At 63.9% G+C, this 19697-nt stretch carries 22 protein-coding genes; 9 read left to right on the plus strand and 13 right to left on the minus strand.

The window, feature by feature from the left end; genetic code table 11:
* Positions 1–26: 26 nt before the first annotated feature.
* The 6 genes from gatB to rpsU all read right to left on the minus strand — a co-directional run bounded on the left by gatB (position 27) and on the right by rpsU (position 5171).
* Positions 27–1526: an Asp-tRNA(Asn)/Glu-tRNA(Gln) amidotransferase subunit GatB gene (gene gatB / locus K3148_RS02050; RefSeq protein WP_221425685.1), complete on the minus strand. Its 1500-nt coding sequence runs from the start codon at positions 1524–1526 to the stop codon at positions 27–29.
* Positions 1527–2291: a hypothetical protein gene (locus K3148_RS02055; protein ID WP_345719537.1), complete on the minus strand. Its 765-nt coding sequence runs from the start codon at positions 2289–2291 to the stop codon at positions 1527–1529.
* A 178-nt stretch (positions 2292–2469) separates the two neighbouring features.
* A complete protein-coding gene (gene gatA, locus K3148_RS02060; RefSeq protein WP_221425687.1) occupies positions 2470–3951 on the minus strand; it encodes an Asp-tRNA(Asn)/Glu-tRNA(Gln) amidotransferase subunit GatA in 1482 nt (493 codons plus the stop codon).
* Positions 3951–4253 carry an Asp-tRNA(Asn)/Glu-tRNA(Gln) amidotransferase subunit GatC gene (gatC, locus tag K3148_RS02065; RefSeq protein WP_221425688.1) on the minus strand — a complete coding sequence of 101 codons (303 nt, stop codon included), beginning with the start codon at positions 4251–4253 and terminating at the stop codon, positions 3951–3953. The genes gatA and gatC overlap by 1 nt, the downstream gene beginning before the upstream one ends.
* Positions 4254–4315: 62 nt before the next feature.
* Entirely contained in the window at positions 4316–4885 is a 570-nt protein-coding gene (locus K3148_RS02070) for an FKBP-type peptidyl-prolyl cis-trans isomerase (protein ID WP_221425689.1), read from the minus strand.
* A gap of 79 nt (positions 4886–4964) precedes the next feature.
* Positions 4965–5171 (minus strand): 30S ribosomal protein S21, encoded by a 207-nt coding sequence (gene rpsU / locus K3148_RS02075; protein WP_006834591.1) that lies wholly within the window; start codon positions 5169–5171, stop codon positions 4965–4967.
* 206 nt (positions 5172–5377) lie between these two features.
* Between rpsU and crcB the strand changes: the two genes are divergently transcribed.
* The 6 genes from crcB (at position 5378) to K3148_RS02105 (ending at position 8927) form a co-directional block, all read left to right on the plus strand.
* Positions 5378–5788: a fluoride efflux transporter CrcB gene (crcB, locus tag K3148_RS02080; protein ID WP_221425690.1), complete on the plus strand. Its 411-nt coding sequence runs from the start codon at positions 5378–5380 to the stop codon at positions 5786–5788.
* Positions 5785–6915, plus strand: a complete 1131-nt coding sequence (locus tag K3148_RS02085; RefSeq protein ID WP_221425691.1) for an RluA family pseudouridine synthase — start codon at positions 5785–5787, stop codon at positions 6913–6915. Before crcB ends, K3148_RS02085 begins: the two co-directional genes overlap by 4 nt.
* Positions 6912–7565 carry an HAD-IA family hydrolase gene (locus K3148_RS02090; protein ID WP_221425692.1) on the plus strand — a complete coding sequence of 218 codons (654 nt, stop codon included), beginning with the start codon at positions 6912–6914 and terminating at the stop codon, positions 7563–7565. Before K3148_RS02085 ends, K3148_RS02090 begins: the two co-directional genes overlap by 4 nt.
* Complete coding sequence (locus K3148_RS02095; RefSeq protein WP_221425693.1) at positions 7558–7770, plus strand: hypothetical protein; 213 nt, start codon at positions 7558–7560, stop codon at positions 7768–7770. Before K3148_RS02090 ends, K3148_RS02095 begins: the two co-directional genes overlap by 8 nt.
* Positions 7749–8465 (plus strand): ATP12 family chaperone protein, encoded by a 717-nt coding sequence (locus K3148_RS02100; protein ID WP_247711617.1) that lies wholly within the window; start codon positions 7749–7751, stop codon positions 8463–8465. Before K3148_RS02095 ends, K3148_RS02100 begins: the two co-directional genes overlap by 22 nt.
* 105 nt (positions 8466–8570) lie before the next feature.
* Positions 8571–8927, plus strand: coding sequence for a hypothetical protein (locus K3148_RS02105; RefSeq protein WP_221425694.1), 357 nt, complete (start codon positions 8571–8573; stop codon positions 8925–8927).
* A gap of 22 nt (positions 8928–8949) precedes the next feature.
* Here the strand turns inward: K3148_RS02105 and K3148_RS02110 are convergent, their stop codons facing one another.
* The 5 genes from K3148_RS02110 to K3148_RS02130 are packed head-to-tail and all read right to left on the minus strand — an operon-like array spanning position 8950 to position 12934.
* Positions 8950–9345 carry a hypothetical protein gene (locus K3148_RS02110; RefSeq protein WP_221425695.1) on the minus strand — a complete coding sequence of 132 codons (396 nt, stop codon included), beginning with the start codon at positions 9343–9345 and terminating at the stop codon, positions 8950–8952.
* 21 nt (positions 9346–9366) lie between these two features.
* The gene (locus K3148_RS02115) at positions 9367–9951 is read right to left on the minus strand and encodes an ABC-type transport auxiliary lipoprotein family protein (RefSeq protein ID WP_221425696.1); all 585 of its coding nucleotides are present in this window, start codon (positions 9949–9951) and stop codon (positions 9367–9369) included.
* 17 nt (positions 9952–9968) lie between these two features.
* Positions 9969–10916, minus strand: coding sequence for an MlaD family protein (locus tag K3148_RS02120; protein WP_221425697.1), 948 nt, complete (start codon positions 10914–10916; stop codon positions 9969–9971).
* 3 nt (positions 10917–10919) lie between these two features.
* Positions 10920–11825, minus strand: coding sequence for an ABC transporter ATP-binding protein (locus K3148_RS02125; RefSeq protein WP_221425698.1), 906 nt, complete (start codon positions 11823–11825; stop codon positions 10920–10922).
* A complete protein-coding gene (locus K3148_RS02130; protein WP_221425699.1) occupies positions 11825–12934 on the minus strand; it encodes an ABC transporter permease in 1110 nt (369 codons plus the stop codon). Before K3148_RS02130 ends, K3148_RS02125 begins: the two co-directional genes overlap by 1 nt.
* Positions 12935–13039: 105 nt before the next feature.
* Here K3148_RS02130 and K3148_RS02135 point away from each other — a divergent pair, with 105 nt between their 5' ends.
* Genes K3148_RS02135 through K3148_RS02145 form a run of 3 tightly spaced genes read left to right on the plus strand, consistent with a single transcriptional unit; the run spans position 13040 to position 16850 of the window.
* A complete protein-coding gene (locus K3148_RS02135; protein ID WP_221425700.1) occupies positions 13040–15748 on the plus strand; it encodes a valine--tRNA ligase in 2709 nt (902 codons plus the stop codon).
* Between the two features lie 4 nt (positions 15749–15752).
* On the plus strand, positions 15753–16112 hold the full coding sequence (locus K3148_RS02140) for a VOC family protein (RefSeq protein WP_221425701.1): 360 nt from the start codon (positions 15753–15755) through the stop codon (positions 16110–16112).
* Between the two features lie 3 nt (positions 16113–16115).
* Positions 16116–16850, plus strand: a complete 735-nt coding sequence (locus K3148_RS02145) for a 7-carboxy-7-deazaguanine synthase QueE (protein ID WP_221425702.1) — start codon at positions 16116–16118, stop codon at positions 16848–16850.
* Here the strand turns inward: K3148_RS02145 and K3148_RS02150 are convergent.
* A complete protein-coding gene (locus K3148_RS02150) occupies positions 16847–18871 on the minus strand; it encodes an ATP-binding protein (protein WP_221425703.1) in 2025 nt (674 codons plus the stop codon). The genes K3148_RS02145 and K3148_RS02150 overlap by 4 nt on opposite strands.
* Before the next feature lie 99 nt (positions 18872–18970).
* Positions 18971–19681 (minus strand): TIGR02186 family protein, encoded by a 711-nt coding sequence (locus K3148_RS02155; protein ID WP_221426591.1) that lies wholly within the window; start codon positions 19679–19681, stop codon positions 18971–18973.
* Positions 19682–19697: the final 16 nt, after the last annotated feature.

Genomic DNA, 19697 nt, shown 5'->3' on the forward strand with positions numbered 1-19697 from the left:
CAGGTGCTCCGCAAACGCGGAAAGGATCAGCCGTCGAGCTTGGCCTTCAGCAGCTGGTTGACCACGGCGGGATTCGCCTTGCCCTGCATGGCCTTCATCGTCTGGCCGACGAAGAAGCCAAACAGCTTGTCTTTGCCGCCGCGATATTCGGCAACCTTGTCTTCGTTGGCCGCGATGATCTCGTCGATTGCCGTCTCGATCGCGCCCGTGTCGCTGACCTGCTTGAGGCCGCGCTCGTCAGCGATGGCTTCGGGCTCGCCGCCCTCCTTGAGGACGATCTCGTAAATCTCCTTGGCCTGGCCGCCGGAGATCTCGCCCTTGTCCTGCATGGCGAGGATGCTGGCCTGCGCTTCCGCCGTGGCGTTGGCCATGTTGGCGTCCTCGCCCAGCGATTTCACGACGCCCGGCGCGACCGAGAGCGCCCAGTTGGCGACCTGCGTCGCGACCTTGGCTTCGGGCTTGCCGATCCTGGCAGCGGTTGCGGCGAGCAGCGTTTCAAAGCGGCCGAAGGTCTCGACCTCGGCCGTCAGCTCGCGCGCGTTGTAGGGCGTGAGGCCCAGCTCGTTCTCGTACCGGGCGCGCTTGGCGTCGGGCAGTTCGGGAAGCGATGCGCGGCATTCCTCGATGAAGCTGTCTTCCAGCTCGAGCGGCAGCAGGTCCGGATCGGGGAAGTAGCGATAATCATGCGCGTCTTCCTTCGAACGCATGGTGCGCGTGGTACCGGTGCCCGGATCGAACAGGCGCGTTTCCTGGTCCACCGTGCCGCCGTTCTCGATCACGTCGACCTGGCGGTTGGCTTCGTATTCGATGACCTGCATCACGAAGCGCACCGAGTTGACGTTCTTCGTCTCGGTGCGCGTGCCGAATTCCTCGCCCGGGCGGCGGACGCTGACGTTCACGTCGGCGCGCATCGAGCCTTCTTCCATGTTCCCGTCGCACGAACCGACATAGCGCAGGATCGAACGCAGTTTGCGGACATACGCGCCCGCTTCGGCGGGGCTTCGCATATCGGGCTTCGACACGATTTCCATCAGCGCGATGCCGACGCGGTTCAAATCGACATAGGACATGGTCGGATGCTGGTCGTGCATCAGCTTGCCCGCATCCTGTTCGACGTGGATGCGCTCGATCCCAATCACCTTGTCTTTGGGAATACCTGCCTTTTCGTCCGCCTCTATGTGCAGCGCGCCCTCGCCCACGATCGGGTGGTAAAGCTGACTGATCTGGTAGCCCTGCGGCAAATCGGCGTAAAAATAGTTCTTGCGGTCGAACCGGCTCCACTTGTTGATCTCAGCCTCGATCGCCATGCCGGTGCGCACGGCCTGGCGGATGCATTCGCGGTTGGGCACGGGCAGCATTCCGGGCATCGCCGCATCGACGAGGCTGACCTGCGTGTTCGGTTCCGCCCCGAAGGCAGTCGAAGCGCCGCTGAACAGCTTGGCGTTTGAAGTCACCTGCGCGTGGACTTCGAGGCCGATCACGACCTCCCATTCGCCGGTTGCGCCCTGGATGCGGTAAGTGCTCATTCAATCTCCAACCATAGGATTGAGTATTCGCGTGTGCGGTAGTTCCGCAATGGCAGCTAGATCGCCATCGTAGCGACCGTTTAGTTCTCTTACGGTTTCTTCACTCCATGGAGCAAACGCTTCCGAAAAACGCGACTTGGGGTAAATTGCCTCGTTTTTTAGCATCTCAAACGCTCGAAATTGTGGATTGAGCGTCAGCCTTTGATTCTGTGCAAAAACCGCTTCCGCGGAGGCGCTAGGTCGTGAATCGATAGTTTGGGGGAATTGTAACCGTCCAGCACTAAGTCCCGTGAGTTCTGCGAGAATGGTATATTGAAGCGTTCTAAAATCTTCATAGCGCCATATAACAAAATCAGTATCGCTCATAATTTTCTGCATGCGCTGAATTAGCTCATACCAACTATGCTTTCCAGATTGCACCAATTGCCGTAAATCTTCAATACTTGTCGCATTGCCGTGCCGAAGCGACTCCGCGTAAGCTGAAGCTAAAAAGTGAGCCTGGTTCCTAATGCACAACCAAATACGAATAGGCCGCTCGGGCAGGGCTCGCCTCAATTTCGCTAATCGGAAACTAGCGTTAGGATACAACAGTTTCCCCCCGAAAGATTCGTGAGATGAACCAATGAAGTTTTCTTCCGACAAGATCGCTCGTTCATAGCTTTCTATCGCTCGCACGAGCCTGGGCTTATGACTTTTGCCAGAACGGATACCTTTTGCAGCAAGCAGCAACGGGTGGGATCGGTGATCGAAGAAAGCTTCAACCATAGGCCGAGCGTCGAGTAATGGCCAATACATCGACCCAGCAAGTGCAATTTGCGGCCGATTGTAGGTCAGGATGTTCTGAAGGTATGTCGTAGCAGTCTTATGCGCGCCAAGGTGTAATTCCAGGGTCACTGGTCAGGCTCGGCGCAACAAAGACTATTTGCATTCCAGCACGATAAATTCACCACCACTTCTCCGGCTTCGCTTCGAATCCGGCGCGCTGCTGGATCGCGAGGCCTGCGTTCAGCACGCCCTGCTCGTCGAAGGGCTTGCCGACCAGTTGCAGGCCCAGCGGCAGGCCGTCCGGATTGACCGTGGCGGGCACGCTCATGGCGGGAAGGCCGGCGAGCGATGCGGGAACGGCGAAAACGTCGTTCAGATACATCGTCAGCGGGTCTTCGTTGAGCGAACCCAGCGGGAAGCTGGCGGTTGGCGTGGTCGGCGCGAGGATCACGTCGCACTCACCGAAAGCCTTTTCGAAGTCCTGCGCCACCAGCGTGCGGATCTTCTGCGCCTGCGTGTAATAGGCATCGTAGAACCCGGCGCTCAGGACATAGGTGCCGATCAGCACGCGGCGCTTCACTTCGTCGCCGAAACCGGCGGCACGGGTGGCGGCGTACATGTCCTGGAGGCCAGCGCCATCGGGCAGATCGCGCAGGCCGTACCGCACGCCGTCATAGCGGGCGAGGTTGGAGGAAGCTTCGGCAGGAGCGATGATGTAATAGGCAGGCAGCGCGTATTTCGTGTGCGGCAGCGAAACGTCGACGATTTCCGCGCCAGCGTCGCGTAGCATGGCCTTGCCCTGCTCCCAGCTGTCGAGGATCGCCTGGTCGGTGCCGTCCATGCGGTATTCCTTGGGAATGCCGACCTTCTTGCCCTTGAGATCGGCATTCAACGCCGCTTCCCAGTCGGGCACGTCCATCTGGAGGCTGGTCGCGTCCTTCGGATCGAACCCGGCCATCGCTTCGAGCATGATCGCGCAGTCTTCGACCGAGCGCGCCATCGGCCCCGCCTGGTCGAGGCTGCTGGCGAAGGCGACGACGCCCCAGCGGCTGCAGCGGCCATAGGTCGGCTTGATGCCGCAAATGCCGGTGAAGGCGGCGGGCTGGCGGATCGAGCCGCCGGTGTCGGTGCCGGTGGCGGCAGGCGCGATGCGCGCGGCGACGGCGGAGGAGGAACCGCCCGACGAACCACCCGGGCTCATCGCGGCATTGGTGCCGTCCTTCTTCCACGGCGAGGAAACGTTGCCGAAATAGCTGGTCTCGTTCGACGAACCCATCGCGAACTGGTCGAGATTGAGCTTGCCGAGCATGCCCGCGCCTGCATCCCACAGCTTCTGGCTGACGGTGCTCTCATACTCGGGCTTGAAGCCTTCGAGGATGTGGCTGGCCGCGGTGGTCTGCACGCCCTTGGTGGCGAAGAGGTCCTTCATGCCGATGGGCACGCCGCCCATCTTGCCGAGGTCCTCGCCCTTCGCGCGCTTCGCATCCACCGCATCGGCGGCGGCCAATGCGTGGTCGGGCGTGGTCACGATGAAGGCGTTGAGTTCGGCGGCCGAAGCGACGGCCGCGTTGAAGCTTTCGGCCACTTCACGTGCAGTGAAATCGCCGCCGGCCACGCCGTCGCGGATGTCCTTCACGCCAAGCTTGGTAAAGTCGGTCATTATTCGATCACCTTGGGCACGCCGAAGAAGCCGTGTTCGGCTGCCGGTGCATTGGCGAGCACATCCTCGCGGCGGCCCCCGCTGGTTTCGGGAATGGCATCGACCACGTCGTCGCGCAGGCGAAGCGTGTTGGGGATGACTGCGGTCATCGGCTCGACGCCGGAGGTATCGACCTCGCCCAGCTGTTCGACCCAGTCGAGGATGTTGTTGAGTTCGGGGACCATCCGATCAAGCTCCTCGTCGCCCATCTTGATGCGGGCGAGCGAGGCGATCTTGGCCACTTCTTCGCGTGTGACTGACATGGGCAAGCGCCCTAGCCGCGCGCGGGATTCGCTTCAAGCGGCGAAAGGGCGCTTGGCCCTGTCTATTCGCCCGAAGCTTCGGCTCCGGCTTCGGGAGCGCCCGGCGCCCCTTGCGCGCCCATCATCGCCTGGAGCTGCATCATGCGCGCTTCGGCTTCCTGACGGCTCATCACTTCGACGATCTCGACTTCGAAGACGAGGTCGCTGTTCGGCGGGATCACCGAACCGGGCTGCGGGCTGTCGCCATAAGCCTGGTCCGACGGTATCTCGATACGGTACTTGCCGCCTTCACGCGTCTGGAGCAGCCCATCGAGGAAACCGGGGATGACCGCGCCTTCCTCGATCACGAACGGCGTGCCTTCGGGGAAGAGTTCGGGCGGCAGCGGGCTCTGCTGCGAGCGGTCGAATTCGGTGCCGTCGGGCAGCGTGCCGACGTATTTCACGAAGGCGATATCGCCCATCTCGACCGCATCGCCCTTGCCCTCGACCAGCGTTTCGACCGACAGGCCCTTTGGCACGGCCGCCCAGGCAAGGCCTGCGCCCAGCAGGATGGCGACAAGGACGCCGAGCCAGAGCTTGGTCAGCGAGCCCTTCTTGATGGGCTGGAGCGGAACGCGGGTGATCTCGGTCATGTATTTCCTGGTCCTGATACGCAAAGGGCGCGGATTTCTCCGCGCCCTCATGGCTTAGCACGATGGTGCTGGCAACGGCTTACTTGATGCCGTCACGCTCCATACGCTTGCGCTCGAGCTTGCGCGCGCGGCGAACGGCAGCAGCCTTTTCACGGGCGCGCTTTTCGCTTGGCTTCTCGTAGTGGCGACGCAGCTTCATTTCGCGATACACGCCTTCACGCTGCAGCTTCTTCTTCAGCGCGCGGAGGGCCTGGTCGACATTGTTATCGCGAACCATGATTTGCATAAACTTCAATACCTCGACTTTACGGGCCAGAGCCCGCCTCTAGCGGGGTATGCCTCCTTGAATTGGGCTTCGCCTGATAAACGAAAAACGCGCCGAATCCGTTCCGGACCGGCTCGAACGGGGGCGCACATACGGATTCGGCTGCAAAAAGGCAAGCGCCAATGGGCGGGTTTCGCAAAGCCGCGCTTGGCGCTAGAGGCAAGGCCATGTCCTCCCTCTCCCCCCTCGTTGCAACCCTGCACGTCGCCATCGGCGGCGGACTCGGTGCGGCCCTGCGCTACCAGACGGGCCGCGCGATGACGCAGTGGCTGGGGGCGCCGATCATTTCCGCCTTTCCTTTTGCAACGCTGGCGGTCAATGCGGTCGGCAGCCTGCTGATGGGTGTCCTGGCCGGATGGCTGGCGCGCCACGGAAGCGAGAGCTCCGAACAGCTGCGGCTTCTCCTCGGCGTCGGCCTGCTCGGCGGGTTCACGACGTTCAGCGCCTTCAGCCTCGAAATGGTGCTGATGATCGAGCGCGGACAATTCCTTTTTGCATCGCTTTACGCGGTGCTCTCCTTCGCGCTCGGCATCAGTGGACTGATGGTGGGCCTAGCCATCATGAGGATCGCCGGGTGAAGACCTCCGACGAAGTACGCAATTTCACCGTGGAGGCCGATGACGACGGCATCCGTCTCGACCGCTGGTTCAAGCGCCACCTGCCGCAAATCGGCTTCGGCACGGTCAGCAAGTGGGCGCGCACCGGGCAGATCCGCGTCGACGGCAGCCGGGCCAAGCCGGACGACCGGCTGGCGCAGGGGCAGCAGATCCGCGTGCCGCCGGGCGGCGACGCCCCACACAAGGCACCCAAGCAGAAGCGCGAACTGACCAAGGCCGAAATCGAGCAGGCCGAGGCCATGCTGATCGAGCAGACCAAGTCGGCGCTCGTAATCAACAAGCCCCCCGGCCTCGCCACGCAGGGCGGCACCAACACCTTCAACCACGTCGACGGCCTGCTCGACGCCTATATGGAAGAGGGCGAGGAGCAGCGCCCGCGTCTCGTCCACCGGCTCGACAAAGACACCTCCGGCGTCCTGCTGGTCGCGCGCACGCCCGGCAGCGCGGCCTTCTTCTCCAAGCGCTTCTCGGGCCGCTCGGCCAAGAAGATTTACTGGGCGCTGGTGGTCGGCGTGCCCGATATCCGAGAAGGCGTGATCGAAGCCCCGCTCGCCAAGCAGCCCGGATCGGGCGGCGAGAAGATGCATGTCGACCACGAAGGCGGCGCGCCTGCCAAGACAAAGTACCGCGTTGTCGAAAGCGCGGGCAAGAAGGTCGCCTGGCTCGAACTGCAACCCATGACCGGCCGCACCCACCAGCTGCGCGTCCACTGCGCGGCGATGGGCCATCCGATCGTGGGTGACGGGAAATATGGCGGCAAGGAAGCCTTCCTGACCGGCTCGGTCAGCCGCAAGATGCACCTCCACGCCCGCCGCCTGATCATCGACAGCCCCGATGGCGGCAAGCTCGACGTGACCGCCGAGCTTCCCGAACACTTCGCGGCGAGCATGGAGCAGATCGGCTTCGACGAAGGCGCGAGCGACGCCACTCCCATGCGCGACGATCCGCCGCCCAACACGCGCGAGGAAAAGAAGCAAAAGGCCCGCCAGCACGCCAAGAACTACCGCAAGTCCCAGCGCGGCCCCCGCCGTGCGCGCGGCGGCACGGGTGCCAAGCCCAAGGGCCGCGGGGGAGCCAAGCGCAAGTGACCCGGCTCGTGGTCTTCGATTGCGACGGCACGCTGGTCGACGGGCAGGCGGCGATCTGCGACACGATGGACGAGGCCTTTGCGGCGGCGAAATTGCCCGCACCCGATCGCAACGCGGTGCGCCGCATGGTTGGGCTCAGCCTGCCGCTGGCGCTGCGTGAGCTTGCTCCGCACGCGAGCGAGGACCAGCACGCCATCGCGCTCGAAGCCTACAAGGCCGGCTATCGCGAGCGGCGGGTGACGGGCATTCTCGAAGAACCGCTCTACGAAGGCATGGCCGCGCTGATCGAGCGGCTCGCCGCGGCCGGCTGGCTGCTGGGCGTGGCTACCGGCAAGAGCGACCGGGGCCTCCACGCCTGCCTCGACACCCATTCGATCAAGCACCATTTCGTCACCCTACAGACCGCCGACCGCCATCCGTCGAAGCCGCATCCCGCAATGCTGGAAGAAGCGCTGGCGGAAGCCGGGGTCGGCGCGGCTGAAGCCGTTATGGTGGGGGACACAACCTTCGACATGGAGATGGCCCGCGCCGCAAACGTGCGCGCGGTAGGCGTCGCCTGGGGCTATCACCTGCCGCACGAATTGCGGGAGGCGGGCGCAGACGGTGTCGCCGAGACGATGGAGCAGTTGGAGGCAATGATCCGTGGCTGAGCCCGATCCCGCCATTCGCCGTTTCTACACGATCCAGCTGCTGCGCCTCGGCGGCGCGATCCTCGTCGTGGGCGCGATCCTGATCCTGACCGACACGGTGGAAGCGCCCGACATCCTCGGCTATCTGCTGCTCCTCATCGGTCTGGTGGACTTCTTCCTCGTCCCGATCTTTCTGTCCCGCAAATGGAGCAGCCGCGCGCGATGAAGCGTTTCTACAAGGATGTCAGCACCGCCAAGACCGATCTGGGCTGGACGGTCTCGCTCGACGGGCGGCCGATCAAGACGCAGGGCGGGCAGCCGCAAGTGGTGCCGAGCGAGGCGCTGGCCGAAAAGCTAGCAGCCGAGTGGAGCGGACAGGGCGAGACGATCGACCCCGCCGCCTTCCGTTTCCGCGACATGAGCGATTACGCGCTCGACGTGGTGGCGCGCGGCCGGGATAGCCTGGTCGAGAAACTGCTGGGCTATGCGGAGACCGATACGCTCTGCTTCCGTGCCGATCCGGAAGAGGCGCTCTATCGCCGCCAGCAGGAGATCTGGGAGCCGATCCTCGAAGGAGTGGAAGCGCGTGAGGGCGTTAAGCTCCACCGGATCAGCGGCATCCTCCATCGCCCGCAGACCGAGGACACACGCGCCCGCCTCGCCGCGCGGCTGGAAGGGCTCGATCCCTTCACCCTCACCGCGCTGGAACAGGTCACCTCGCTCGCCGCCTCGCTGTGCATCGGGCTTGAAGCCTTGCAGCCCGATGCCGATGGCGCTGCGCTCTGGAATGCCGCCAATCTCGAGGAAGACTGGCAGGCCGACCTCTGGGGCCGCGACGAAGAGGCCGAAGAACGGCGCGCGAAACGCAAGGGCGACTTCCTGGCCGCGATGGAGTTCCACCGCGCCGCGACCGCTGGCTGATCCTGCCGAAATCCTGCCAGCGCCTTAACCTTGCGCGGCAAACCTTTTGGCATGGCTTTGCTCTAGGCTCCCTCCTGTCCGACAGGTCGAATGGGAGCGTGGACGATGCCTGTAAAAATCCTTGCAAGACTGGCTGCAATCGCTGCTGCGACGGGCTGCCTAGTGCCCGCCGCCTCGGCCTCCGACGACCGGCAGTACATCTATTGCGTCGCCTCGGCCTCCAGCCCCGGCGGCAAGGCCTACTTCAGCGGCGTCTATCCCGGCACATGGGACCAGTCGCCGGACGACGAGGACGCCTTCTATCGCCACGTTTCGCAACGCGTCGACGAAGCGGTCGAGCGCAGCACCACCTATTGCTACGCGCTGGACACGTTCGACGAAGCCGGGCTCGACCGTCAGGAAGGCGTGGAGATGCTGCGCAAGGGCGGCTGGGAGCCGGTCGACCTTACCTGGAGGCCTTGAGGCCTCCAAGCTGGAAACGGCGTTAGCTGTTCGCGGACTTTCTTTTCTCTAGCCGAAAGCGAATTTCCGCAGCGGCCCAACCCAGCAGAAATGCGGGCAGCATCCACGCCAGCAGCCGTGCCATTAACTCGAAATCAAACGCGAAGCCTACGCAATCGAAGCCACCAAACAGCTCGTGGCCGGCATCCTGAAGCTCGCGAAACTTTTGGAGGCAGACGTTACCGTAAGATGCCACATCCATTTGCTCGGATAAGACCCAGAGAAACGCATTGGATACTACCAGGACTGGTGCGAGCAATCTGTGAACGCGGAACAAGTATCCGCTAATCGCAGGAATGAGGCCACAGCCCAGCCCCCACCACATTCCGGCCAGCAAAACTTCCAGACCGAAAATCGTGAAATGGGTCGGATGGTACACGCTGTGATCTACAGTCCAGCTTTACCCAACCCACTCCGCAACCTGCCCGGCCACATCGTTGGCGGCCTGGTTCAGCGCGGGACCGACGCTGGACACGTCGGCGGCCACTCCGGGCACCACGGCTTCGAAGCGGCGCGTGACGACTTCGCTGCCCTCGCCCGGACGCACGGCGTCGAAGACCACGCGTACGCTGCCGTCGCGCGCGTCGTAGCCGAAGGCGCGCAGCGTGCCGGTGAGGCGGTTCTCGGCGAGCGCGCCGGGATCGTCACCGTCGATCACCACGCGGCTGGAGCGCGTGCGGATGGTTTCGGCCATCAGGCGGCGAAACAGGCGGGCGGGCTTTTCGACCCAGACCGCGTCCTTCAGATAGGCGAGTTCGGTGTCGGTCACCTGCACCGGAACGCGGGTCACGTCGAGCGCGCTGGGCGCTTCGAATTCCTTCAACACCAGCGCGGTGCCCGCCGTGCTGGTCCCGCCCGTACCCGCCGGTGCGCTGGCGGTCGGCGTGAGCGTCAGCAAGCTCTCGGGCGGTTCGCTGCCAAAGGAGAGGCAGCCGCCGAGCAGCAGGGCCGGCGCGAGAATGGCGAATTTGAAAGGCTTGGTCATCGCGTCTTTCCCTCGGCTCACGGCTCGTATTCGGGCAGCGGCTGGCTGTTGAGCAAGGCGCCTGCGCCCTGTTCGTCGATCTTTTCGGTCACATCCCGCAGCGCCTTACTGGTGGCGCGCAGGTCGCGCAGCGTGGCTTCGGCGGCAGGCAGCGTGCTTTCGGTCAGCTGCTTGGTCGCGGGGCGAGCCTCCGCCAGCACGCCCTGCAATTCTTCCGACGCGTTTCCGGCCTGCTTTAGCGTAGTGCGAAGCTGGTCGGCCAGCGCCGCGCCTTCCTGGTTGAGCAGGCGATCGGTCGATGCCGTCACCTGCTCGAACTGGTCGAGCGCTTCGGAGGCTTCGCGCAAGGTCACCTGCAATTCGGCCATGGTACGCTCGAACTGCGGGGCGGCCTGCGCAAGGTCGGCGGTCATCTGGTTGGTGTTGGCAAGGATGCCGGCGATCTCGCCCTGGTTCTCGTCATCGAGGAGCTGCGTCAGCCGCTCGGTCAGCGTTGCCAGCCGTTCGAGCAGCAGCGGTGCGTTGGAGAGCAGCGCGTTCAGGCCGCCGTCCTTGGGCGGGATGATCGGAACGCCTTCGGTGCAGGCCGTCGTTTCGCAGGAAATCGGCGGGGCTCCGCTGCGCGCGCCATCGAGCAGGATGGTCGACACGCCGGTAAAGCTGCCTTGGATGGTCGCGGTGGTGCCGACGAGGATGGGCACCTCTTCCTTCACGCTGATGCGCACGCGCACGAATTCGGGGTCCTTCTCCCACAGCGCGATCTGGCTGACCTGCCCCACGGGCACACCGGCAAACGCGACCTGGCTGCCGTTGGCGAGGCCCGACACGCTTTCCTTGAAAAAGATGTCGTATTCCTTCTGCGCGCCTTCACCCCAGCGCGCAATCCACACGATGAACAGCGCCAGCGCCGCCAGCACAGCCAGGGTAACCGCCCCCACCCAAACGTAATTCGCCCGTGTTTCCATTGGTTAGGCCTTATCCTTTGTCGCAGGCGCGTTGTCCAACGCTTTGACCGCATGGGCGGCCACCGGCATGTCCATGTGCTTGCGCAGTTCGTCCAATGCCTGCGCGGTGAGCGCGGCGCGGCCACGCGGGCCGTTGAAATATTCCTGGATCCACGGGTGGTCGAGTTCCATCAGGTTCGGAACCGTGTCGACCGCGATCACCCGCCGGTCCGCGATCACCGCCACCCGGTCGCAAATCTCGTGCAGCGTATCGAGATCATGCGTGATGAGAAACACGGTGAGGCCGAGGGTTTCCTTCAACTCTCGCGTGAGATTGTCGAAGGCGGCCGCTCCGATGGGGTCGAGCCCCGCGGTCGGCTCGTCGAGGAAGAGGAGTTCGGGATCGAGCGCCAGCGCGCGGGCAAGGCCGGCGCGCTTCTTCATCCCGCCCGAAAGCTCACTCGGGAATTTGCTCACCGCTTCTTCGGGGAGGCCCGAAAGCATGATCTTGTAGCGCGCGATTTCGCGGCGCAGTTCGTCCGATATTTCGGGATAGAACTGCTTCAGCGGCACTTCGACATTCTCACCCACCGTCAGCGTCGAGAACAGCGCGCCGCCCTGGAAGAGCACGCCCCAGCGGTCGCGCACGCCGATTTCCTCGTCCGGATCAGCATCGACGATGGACTTGCCGAAGACCTTCACATCGCCCGCTGTGGGCGTCTGCAGGCCGATGATCGAGCGCATCAGCACCGATTTGCCCGTACCCGATCCGCCGACCACGCCGAGGATTTCCCCGCGCTTGACCTCAAGGTCGAGATTCTCGTGAATGACCGCATCGCCGAACTGGTTCTTCAGCCCTTCGACCACGATCGGATAGTCGCCGCGGAACCGTTCGTGACGGCCGCCGGATGCGCTCTCGCCTTCGGCCATCAGCCCCACCCCAGTTCGGTGAAGAAAACGGCGAAAAACGCGTCCAGCACGATGACTGCGAAGATGGCGGAGACCACGGACATGGTCGTGCGAATGCCGACCTCTTCCGAATTCCCCTTCACCTGCATACCGTTGTAGCAGCCCGCCAGCCCGACGATCAGGCCGAAGACCGGCGCCTTGATGAGGCCGACCCACACGTCGTAGGTCGGCACCACTTCCTTGATCCGGGCAAGGAAGGTCCAGAACGGAATGCCGAGCATCAGGTCGCCCACCACGGCGCCGCCAATGATCGCCATGCAGCTGGCGTAAAAGCCGAGAAGCGGCATGGTCAGGACCGAGGCCATGATGCGCGGAATGACCAGCGCTTCCATTGGCGATATCCCGATGGTGCGCATGGCGTCGACTTCTTCGGTCAGCTTCATCGTGCCGAGCTGCGCGGCAAAGGCGCTGCCCGACCGACCCGCGACCATGATCGCGGTCATCAGCACGCCAAGTTCGCGCAAGGTGATACGGCCGACGAGGTTCACGGTCAGCGTTTCCGCTCCGAAGGCGGCCAGCTGGACCGCGCCCTGCTGGGCGATCACGATGCCGATGAGGAAACTCATAAGTCCGATGATCGGCAGCGCCGAAACGCCGACCAGCTCGACCTGACGCACCAGCGCGACTATGCGGAAGCGGCGCGGGTTCTTGAACAGGTTCCCGGCCGAAATAAGCAGCGCGCCGAGGAAGCTGATGACCCCGATCGCGCCCGTGCGGGCGTTGAAGACCTTTTCGCCCATGGCTTCGGGCACGCGACTCCACACGGGCAGGCGCGGCGCGGCGAGGTCCTCGTCGCTGCTGATCCCGTCGAGCGCGCCGAGCAGCCTTTGCGCCCTCTCGCTCGCGCCGGTGATCTCGGCCTGGTGTTCGGAGGCGATATTGCAAGCCATCCACGCGCCGACCGTGTCGATTTCCGACACGTTGGATAGGTCCACGCGCGCAATCGGTCCGTCGAGGCTGCGTAGCTCCTCGTCCAGAGCGCCGATGGTAGACACGAGATAGGGCCCGGTCAGCGTCAAGACCGCGCCCCCGTCCCCCTGTTCCAGTTCGTATTCTGCCAAGCGTGCCATTCGTGCCCGCGGTATGCTTGGAAATGCCTCGCTAAACAAGCGCGTATCACTTCGCATCCCCTACGGCGTTGCATCGCACAATTTGCGCTGGCATGGGCGTCCATCATGAGCACCGAGCTATCCAAGACCTTCGACCCCGCCGAAATCGAGCAGCGCTGGTACGCGCATTGGGAGGAAAACGGCCTGTTCCGTCCGGAACGCAAAGACGCCGAGCCCTTCACCATCGTGAACCCGCCGCCCAACGTCACGGGTTCGCTGCACATCGGCCATGCGCTCGACAACACGCTGCAGGACGTGGTGATCCGCTACGAACGCCTGCGCGGCAAGGATGCGCTGTGGGTGGTCGGCGTCGACCATGCGGGCATCGCCACGCAGATGGTGGTCGAACGCCAGATGGAAGCCAAGCAGGACAAGCGCACGAATTATTCCCGCGAAGAGTTCGTCGACAAGGTCTGGGAATGGAAAGAGGAAAGCGGCGGCACGATCACGCGCCAGCTGCGCCGCTTGGGCTGCTCGATGGACTGGTCCAGAGAACAGTTCACGATGGACGAGCATTTTTCGAACGCCGTGCTCAAGACCTTCGTCGATCTCTACAACGACGGCCTCATCTACCGCGACAAGCGGCTGGTGAACTGGGATCCGAAGCTCAAGACCGCAATTTCGGACCTCGAAGTCGAGGCCACCGATGTGAAGGGCGGCTTCTGGCACTTTAAGTACCCGCTCGCGGACGGTGTGACGACGGCGGAAGGCAAGGATTATCTCGTGGTGGCGACCACGCGCCCGGAGACCATGCTGGCCGATATGGCCGTGGCCGTGCACCCCGATGACGAGCGCTACACATCGGTCGTGGGCAAGGACATCCTCCAGCCGATCACCGGCCGCCGCTTCAAGGTCGTGGGCGACGAGCACGCCGATCCCGAACTTGGCTCGGGCTGCGTGAAGATCACGCCGGGTCACGATTTCAACGACTTCGACGTGGGCAAGCGCGCAGGGATGAAACCGGCCGAGATGCTCAACATGCTCGATGCCGAGGCGAACGTCTGCCAGACGGCCGACGGGCTGGTGCCGGAGGAATTCCTCGGCTTGCACCGCTTCAAGCGCGACGGTGTGGATGGCGCGCGCGAGTTGGTAGTGGCGCGCATGAAGGAACTCGGCTTCCTCATCCCGCACGTCACCAAGGACAAGGAAGGCAACGAGGTCGAACATGACGCCGAACCGCGCACCATCGCGACGCCCTTCGGCGACCGCGGCGGCGTGGTCATCGAACCGTGGCTGACCGATCAATGGTACGTCGATGCCGAAAAGCTCGCCAGGGCGCCGATCGAGGCGGTCAAGGACGGCACCATCGAGATCGTCCCCAAGAGCTGGGAGAAGACCTTCTTCAACTGGATGGAGAACATCCAGCCCTGGTGCGTCAGCCGCCAGCTCTGGTGGGGTCACCGGATTCCGGCCTGGTATGACGCCGAAGGCAAGGCCTATGTCGCCATGACCGAGGAAGAAGCGCAGACGCAGGCCGGTGATGGCGTCGCCCTCACCCGCGACGACGACGTGCTCGACACGTGGTTCTCTAGCGCGCTCTGGCCCTTCGCCACGCTCGGCTGGCCGGACAAGACCGACCTGCTCGATAAGCATTATCCGAACGACCTGCTGATTTCCGGCTTCGACATCCTTTTCTTCTGGGATGCGCGCATGATGATGCAGGGCATGCATCTGACCGGAAAGGCGCCGTGGCCGCGGCTTTACCTTCATGGGCTGGTGCGCGCCGCCGACGGGGCAAAAATGTCGAAGTCCAAGGGCAATGTCGTCGACCCGCTCGGCCTCATCGACCAGTACGGCGCCGATGCGCTGCGCTTCTTCATGTCGGCGATGGAAAGCCAGGGCCGCGACATCAAGATGGATGAGCGCCGCGTCGAGGGCTATCGCAACTTCGCGACCAAGCTCTGGAACGCCACGCGTTTCTGCCAGTCGAACGGCATCGGTGCGAGCACCAGCATCGCGGCTCCGGAGGCCACGCAGGCGGTCAACAAGTGGATCATCGGCGAAGTCGTCGAGACCAAGAATGCCCTCGAACAGGCGATGGCCGACCTGCGCTTCGATGCCGCCGCGAACACGATCTACCACTTCGTCTGGGACCGCTTCTGCGATTGGTATATCGAGCTGATCAAGGGCAATTTCGATGAGGAAACCAAGGCCGTCGCCGGCTGGGCGCTCGACCAGATTCTCGTCATGCTCCACCCCTTCATGCCCTTCATCACCGAAGAGCTGTGGTCAAAGCAGGGCGATCGTCCCGATTACCCGCTCATCACCGCCAAGTGGCCCGAGCCTCAGGCCGAAATCGATGAAGCAGCGAAGGCCGAGATCGACTGGCTCATCGCGCTCACCAGCGCGGTCCGCACGGCGAAGAACGAGCTCGGCATCGCGCCGGGCGCGAAGCTGGAAGCCTATTGCCCCACCCCGTCGGTGCTGGGCCGCAAGGTCGTCGAAGAGAACGTCGCCGCCATCGAACGCCTCGCGCGCCTCACGCCGGTCCACTTCGCCGAAGCGCCCGGCGGCGCGGCAATGCAGGTGGCCGCGGGCGAAGACGCCTTCATCGTGCCGCTCGAAGGCGTGATCGACATCGAGGCGGAGAAGGCGCGCCTGACCAAGGCGATGGAAGCTTCGATCAAGGAAGCCAAAGCCCTCGAAGGCCGCCTCGGCAACGCCAACTTCGTCGAACGCGCCAAGCCCGAAGCCGTCGAAAAGGCCCGCGCCGACCACGCGCACCACGTGGCCGAAATCGACCGCTTGAAGGGCGCGCTGGCGCGCCTAGGTTGAAGCCATGAAGCTCGATCACATGGTTGTTCTGGTGCGCTCGCTCGAAGCGAGCCTGCCCTGGTACGACGCCTTGCTTGGCCTCATCGGTTTCCGCAAGACGCGCAATCACGTGTGGACGAGCGACGATGGCCTGAGCGTCGATCTCAAGCAAGCCAAAGCGGCTACCTCGGAGTACGAACGCTACGCCCCCGGCCTGAATCATTTGGGCTTTACGGCGCCCGATGAAGCCGCCCTCGACGCGGTCCGCGACGGGATGGAGCAGGCGGGGTTCGAAGTGCCGCACAAGCAGTATTTCGACGGCGAAACGGCCACCTTCTTCCGCGACCCCGACGGGATACGCGTCGAAGTGACGGTCTACAGCTAGGTCATGCCACTAGTCCTCGCCACGGATGACAGCGGCGGGCCGGAGATCTTCGCTTCGGTCCAGGGCGAAGGGCCGAGCGTGGGGCGCCCGGTCGCCTTCATGCGGCTGTCGCGCTGCAACCTCGCCTGCGTCTGGTGCGACACCGCCTACACCTGGCATTTCGAGGGCGACAACCGCCCTCACCACGACGGTGTGACCTTCGAGCGCAAGGCCAACCAGGTCACGCTCGACGAGGACGAGGTTGCCGCGCGCATCACGCAGCTAGGACAGGACCGGCTCGTCATCACCGGCGGCGAGCCGCTGCTTCAGGCCCCGGCGCTGGCAAAGCTGCTCGATTTGCTTCCCGGTATCTCGGTGGAGATCGAAACCAACGGGACCACCAAGGCCCCGCCCCGGCTCGATATCCGGATCGACCAGTTCAACGTCAGCCCGAAGCTGGCGCACAGCGGCAACCCCGCCGACCTCGCCCTGCTGCCCGAACGCCTTGACGCCTACGCCACCGACCCGCGCGCCTTTTTCAAGTTCGTGATCGCCGAGCCTTCGGACGTGGACGAGGTGCTGACGCTGCACGATCGCTATCGCTTCAAGCCGGGCCATGTCTTCCTGATGCCCGAGGGAACCGACAGCGAGACGTTGCGGGAACGTGAGAAATGGCTCGCGGACCTATGCCTAAAGCACGGTTTCCGCATGAGCGACCGCCTGCATATCCACCTGTTCGGCGATACGCGCGGGACTTAACCCTGCGAACGCCAGCGCTGCACGGTGCGCAGGACGATGTCCTCCTCGCCGCCGGGGTTGTTCCACAATTCGACGAAGCTCGGGTCTTCCGAAGCCGGGCGCTTGATTTCCTCGAGGTTGTCGAAGCTCACGCGGATCGGGATGGCGACACCTTCGCCGCAGATGATGCACTCGCGGTTGCGCAGCGCCGGGATCGCGTCGAGGAAGCCGCGCGCGCCTTCGGGCATGGCCGCGCGGACGAATTCCTGGTCGCGATCGTTGTTGAGACGCATCGAGATGATCGTACCGCACTGCGATAGCACGCCTTCGGCAAGGTCCGAGGGACGCTGCGTGATGAGGCCCAGCGAGATTCCGTATTTACGGCCTTCCTTGGCGATACGGCCGAGGATGGTGCCGACCGAGTTGCCGTCGGCGTTCTTCTCGTTCGGGACGTAGCGGTGGGCTTCCTCGCAAACCAGCAGGATCGGCGTGGTCTTCTCGTCGCGGCCCCAGATCGCGAAGTCGAACACGAGGCGGCTGAGCACGGCGACTACGGTCGCTGTGATGTCCGAAGGCACGCCCGAGACGTCGATGATCGAGATCGGCTTGCCGTTCGACGGCATGCGGAAAATCTTCGAGATGAAATCGGCCATGGTGTCGGCCACCAGCATGCCCGAGAACATGAACTGGTAGCGCGGATCGCTCTTGAGCTCGTCCAGCTTGTTCTTGATGCGCATATAGGGCGCCGAATTGGTCGCCTTGTCGAGCTTGCCCATCTGGTCCTGGATCTCGTTGGAGAGATCCGAGAGGAGGTAGGGGATCGGCGAATCGACGGTGATCTTGCCCATGGTCTGAGCCAGCTTGCTCTTGCTGCGCGCCTTCAGCAGGCACTTGGCGAGGATGTCGGCATCGATCTGACGTTCGTTGCCGTTGCTGGTCAGGATGACTTCGCAATGCTCCTCGAAGTTCATGATCCAGTAGGGCATCTGGAGGTTCGACACGTCGAGGATGACGCCCGTCTGGCGGAAGGCCGCCGAATATTCGCCATGCGGGTCGATCATGACGATATGACCTTCGGGCGCGGCCTCGCAGATGCGGTGGAGGATCAGCGCGGCGCTGGTCGATTTACCCGTACCGGTCGATCCCAGCAGGGCGAAATGCTTGCCGAGCATGGCGTCGACATAGACGCCGGCGCGAATGTCCTTGGTGGGATAGACCTTGCCGATAGTGACCGCGCTGCGGCCGTCCGAGGCGTAAACCTGTTTGAGGTCCGGCGTGGAGGCCGGATAGACCATCGCGCCGGGCACCGGATAGCGCGTCACACCGCGGCGGAAGCCGTGCAGCTTGCCGGTGAGCTTTTCCTCGATCCCCTCGCCCAAGAAGTCGATGTTGGCGAGGATGCTGCCAGCCTTGCGGTCCTGCTTCTGGTTGCGCACGCTGGCAAGCAGCCAGCTGTTGCCGACGCGGATCTTGATCTGCGAACCCACCTGGCCGGCCATGGCGATGGAGGGGTCGGTGTCATCGGCGCATTCGGTCAGGCGCTGGGTATCGATGGCGATCATCGAACCGGAACCGGCGATTTCGAGCACCACGCCGATGGGCTGGAGCGCGTTGTCGCTGATCGGCACTTCTTCTTCCGGCTCAGGCTCCGGCTCGGGAGCCGGCTTGGGCGCGAGATCGGACGGACGCGGCGGCGCTTCGCCAAGCTGCGGTGCAGCAGCGGCGGGCTTGGCAGCCGGAGCGACGGCTTGCGTCGCGGCAGGCTGTGCTTGCGGCTGGGTGGACGCAGGCTGGGGCTGAGGCTGGAACCCGGGCTGCGCTTCTGCCTGCGGCTGCGGCTGCGGCGCTTCGGGCTGCGGCGTTTCGGGCTGCGGCTGATGCACATAGCCCGACCGCGAGACGACGCCAGTCTGGGTCTGCTCGCTCTCTGCCGAACGACGGATGCGATCGCGCAGGGAATTGCTGCGGCGCTCGGGCTGCTCGGCCTCCATCTGGCGAGACGGATCGTAACTGCCGAAATTACCGTTGCCGAAATCATTCATCGTAAAGCCCTGGCCCTTCGCAAATCGCACACTTGGTCGCGAAGTCTCATGGACGAAGAAGGGTTAAGATCGGGTCAACGATACTTCGAAGAAGCGGGCCTAGAGCCGTGCGAAGAGGCGCCCTGCCCCCCAGCCCATCACGACCGAGAGCAGCACGGCGATCAGCCCGTAGCCGAGGCCGAAATTCTGCGAATAATATTCGACCTGCCGCTCCATCCCGACCTTGCGCACCTCGACCTCGGCCACCGCCGATGCGATCACGCGCCCTTGCGTCACGGCAAAGGTTTCGGCGGTGTAGGTGCCGGTCGTCACGTTGGAGGGGAGCTCGATCCGCGCCTGGTAGAGCACGTTCTGGGTGATCTGCACACCGCGCATATCCTCCTTGTAGAGGCCCTGGCGCTGTTTCAGGTCGACGAGGCCCCGGGCGAAGCGCTGCTGCTGGGCCGGGTCGATACTGCCGCTCGGCGAGAGCTGGATATTGCGCGTGCCGAATTCGTAGATCGCGGCGGTCTTGTCGTCGACGATGTCGGACACGGGCCGCGAGGAGGCGACGGCGAAGAAGCTCGGCACCGAGCGGAAATCGTTGCTCTGCGCGTTGACCCAGACGCCGGCGAAACGCTCCTTCTCGCGCAGGCGGATGGGTTCCGCAGGACCCTTCAGCACGACGACGATGTCATAGCCCTGCCCCGCCCGCCCCGCAGGATCGAGCACCGCGCCGAAGAGCAGCAGCTCGGTTCCGGTGAAGCCTTGGCGCACCTGCACCTCGTGCTGCGACACCTCGGGCACCAGCACCGGATCGCGCTGGCCCATCAGCGCAAACGCCGCG

It is taken from the genome of Qipengyuania aurantiaca (assembly GCF_019711375.1).
GTDB classification, from domain to species: Bacteria; Pseudomonadota; Alphaproteobacteria; order Sphingomonadales; family Sphingomonadaceae; genus Qipengyuania; species Qipengyuania aurantiaca.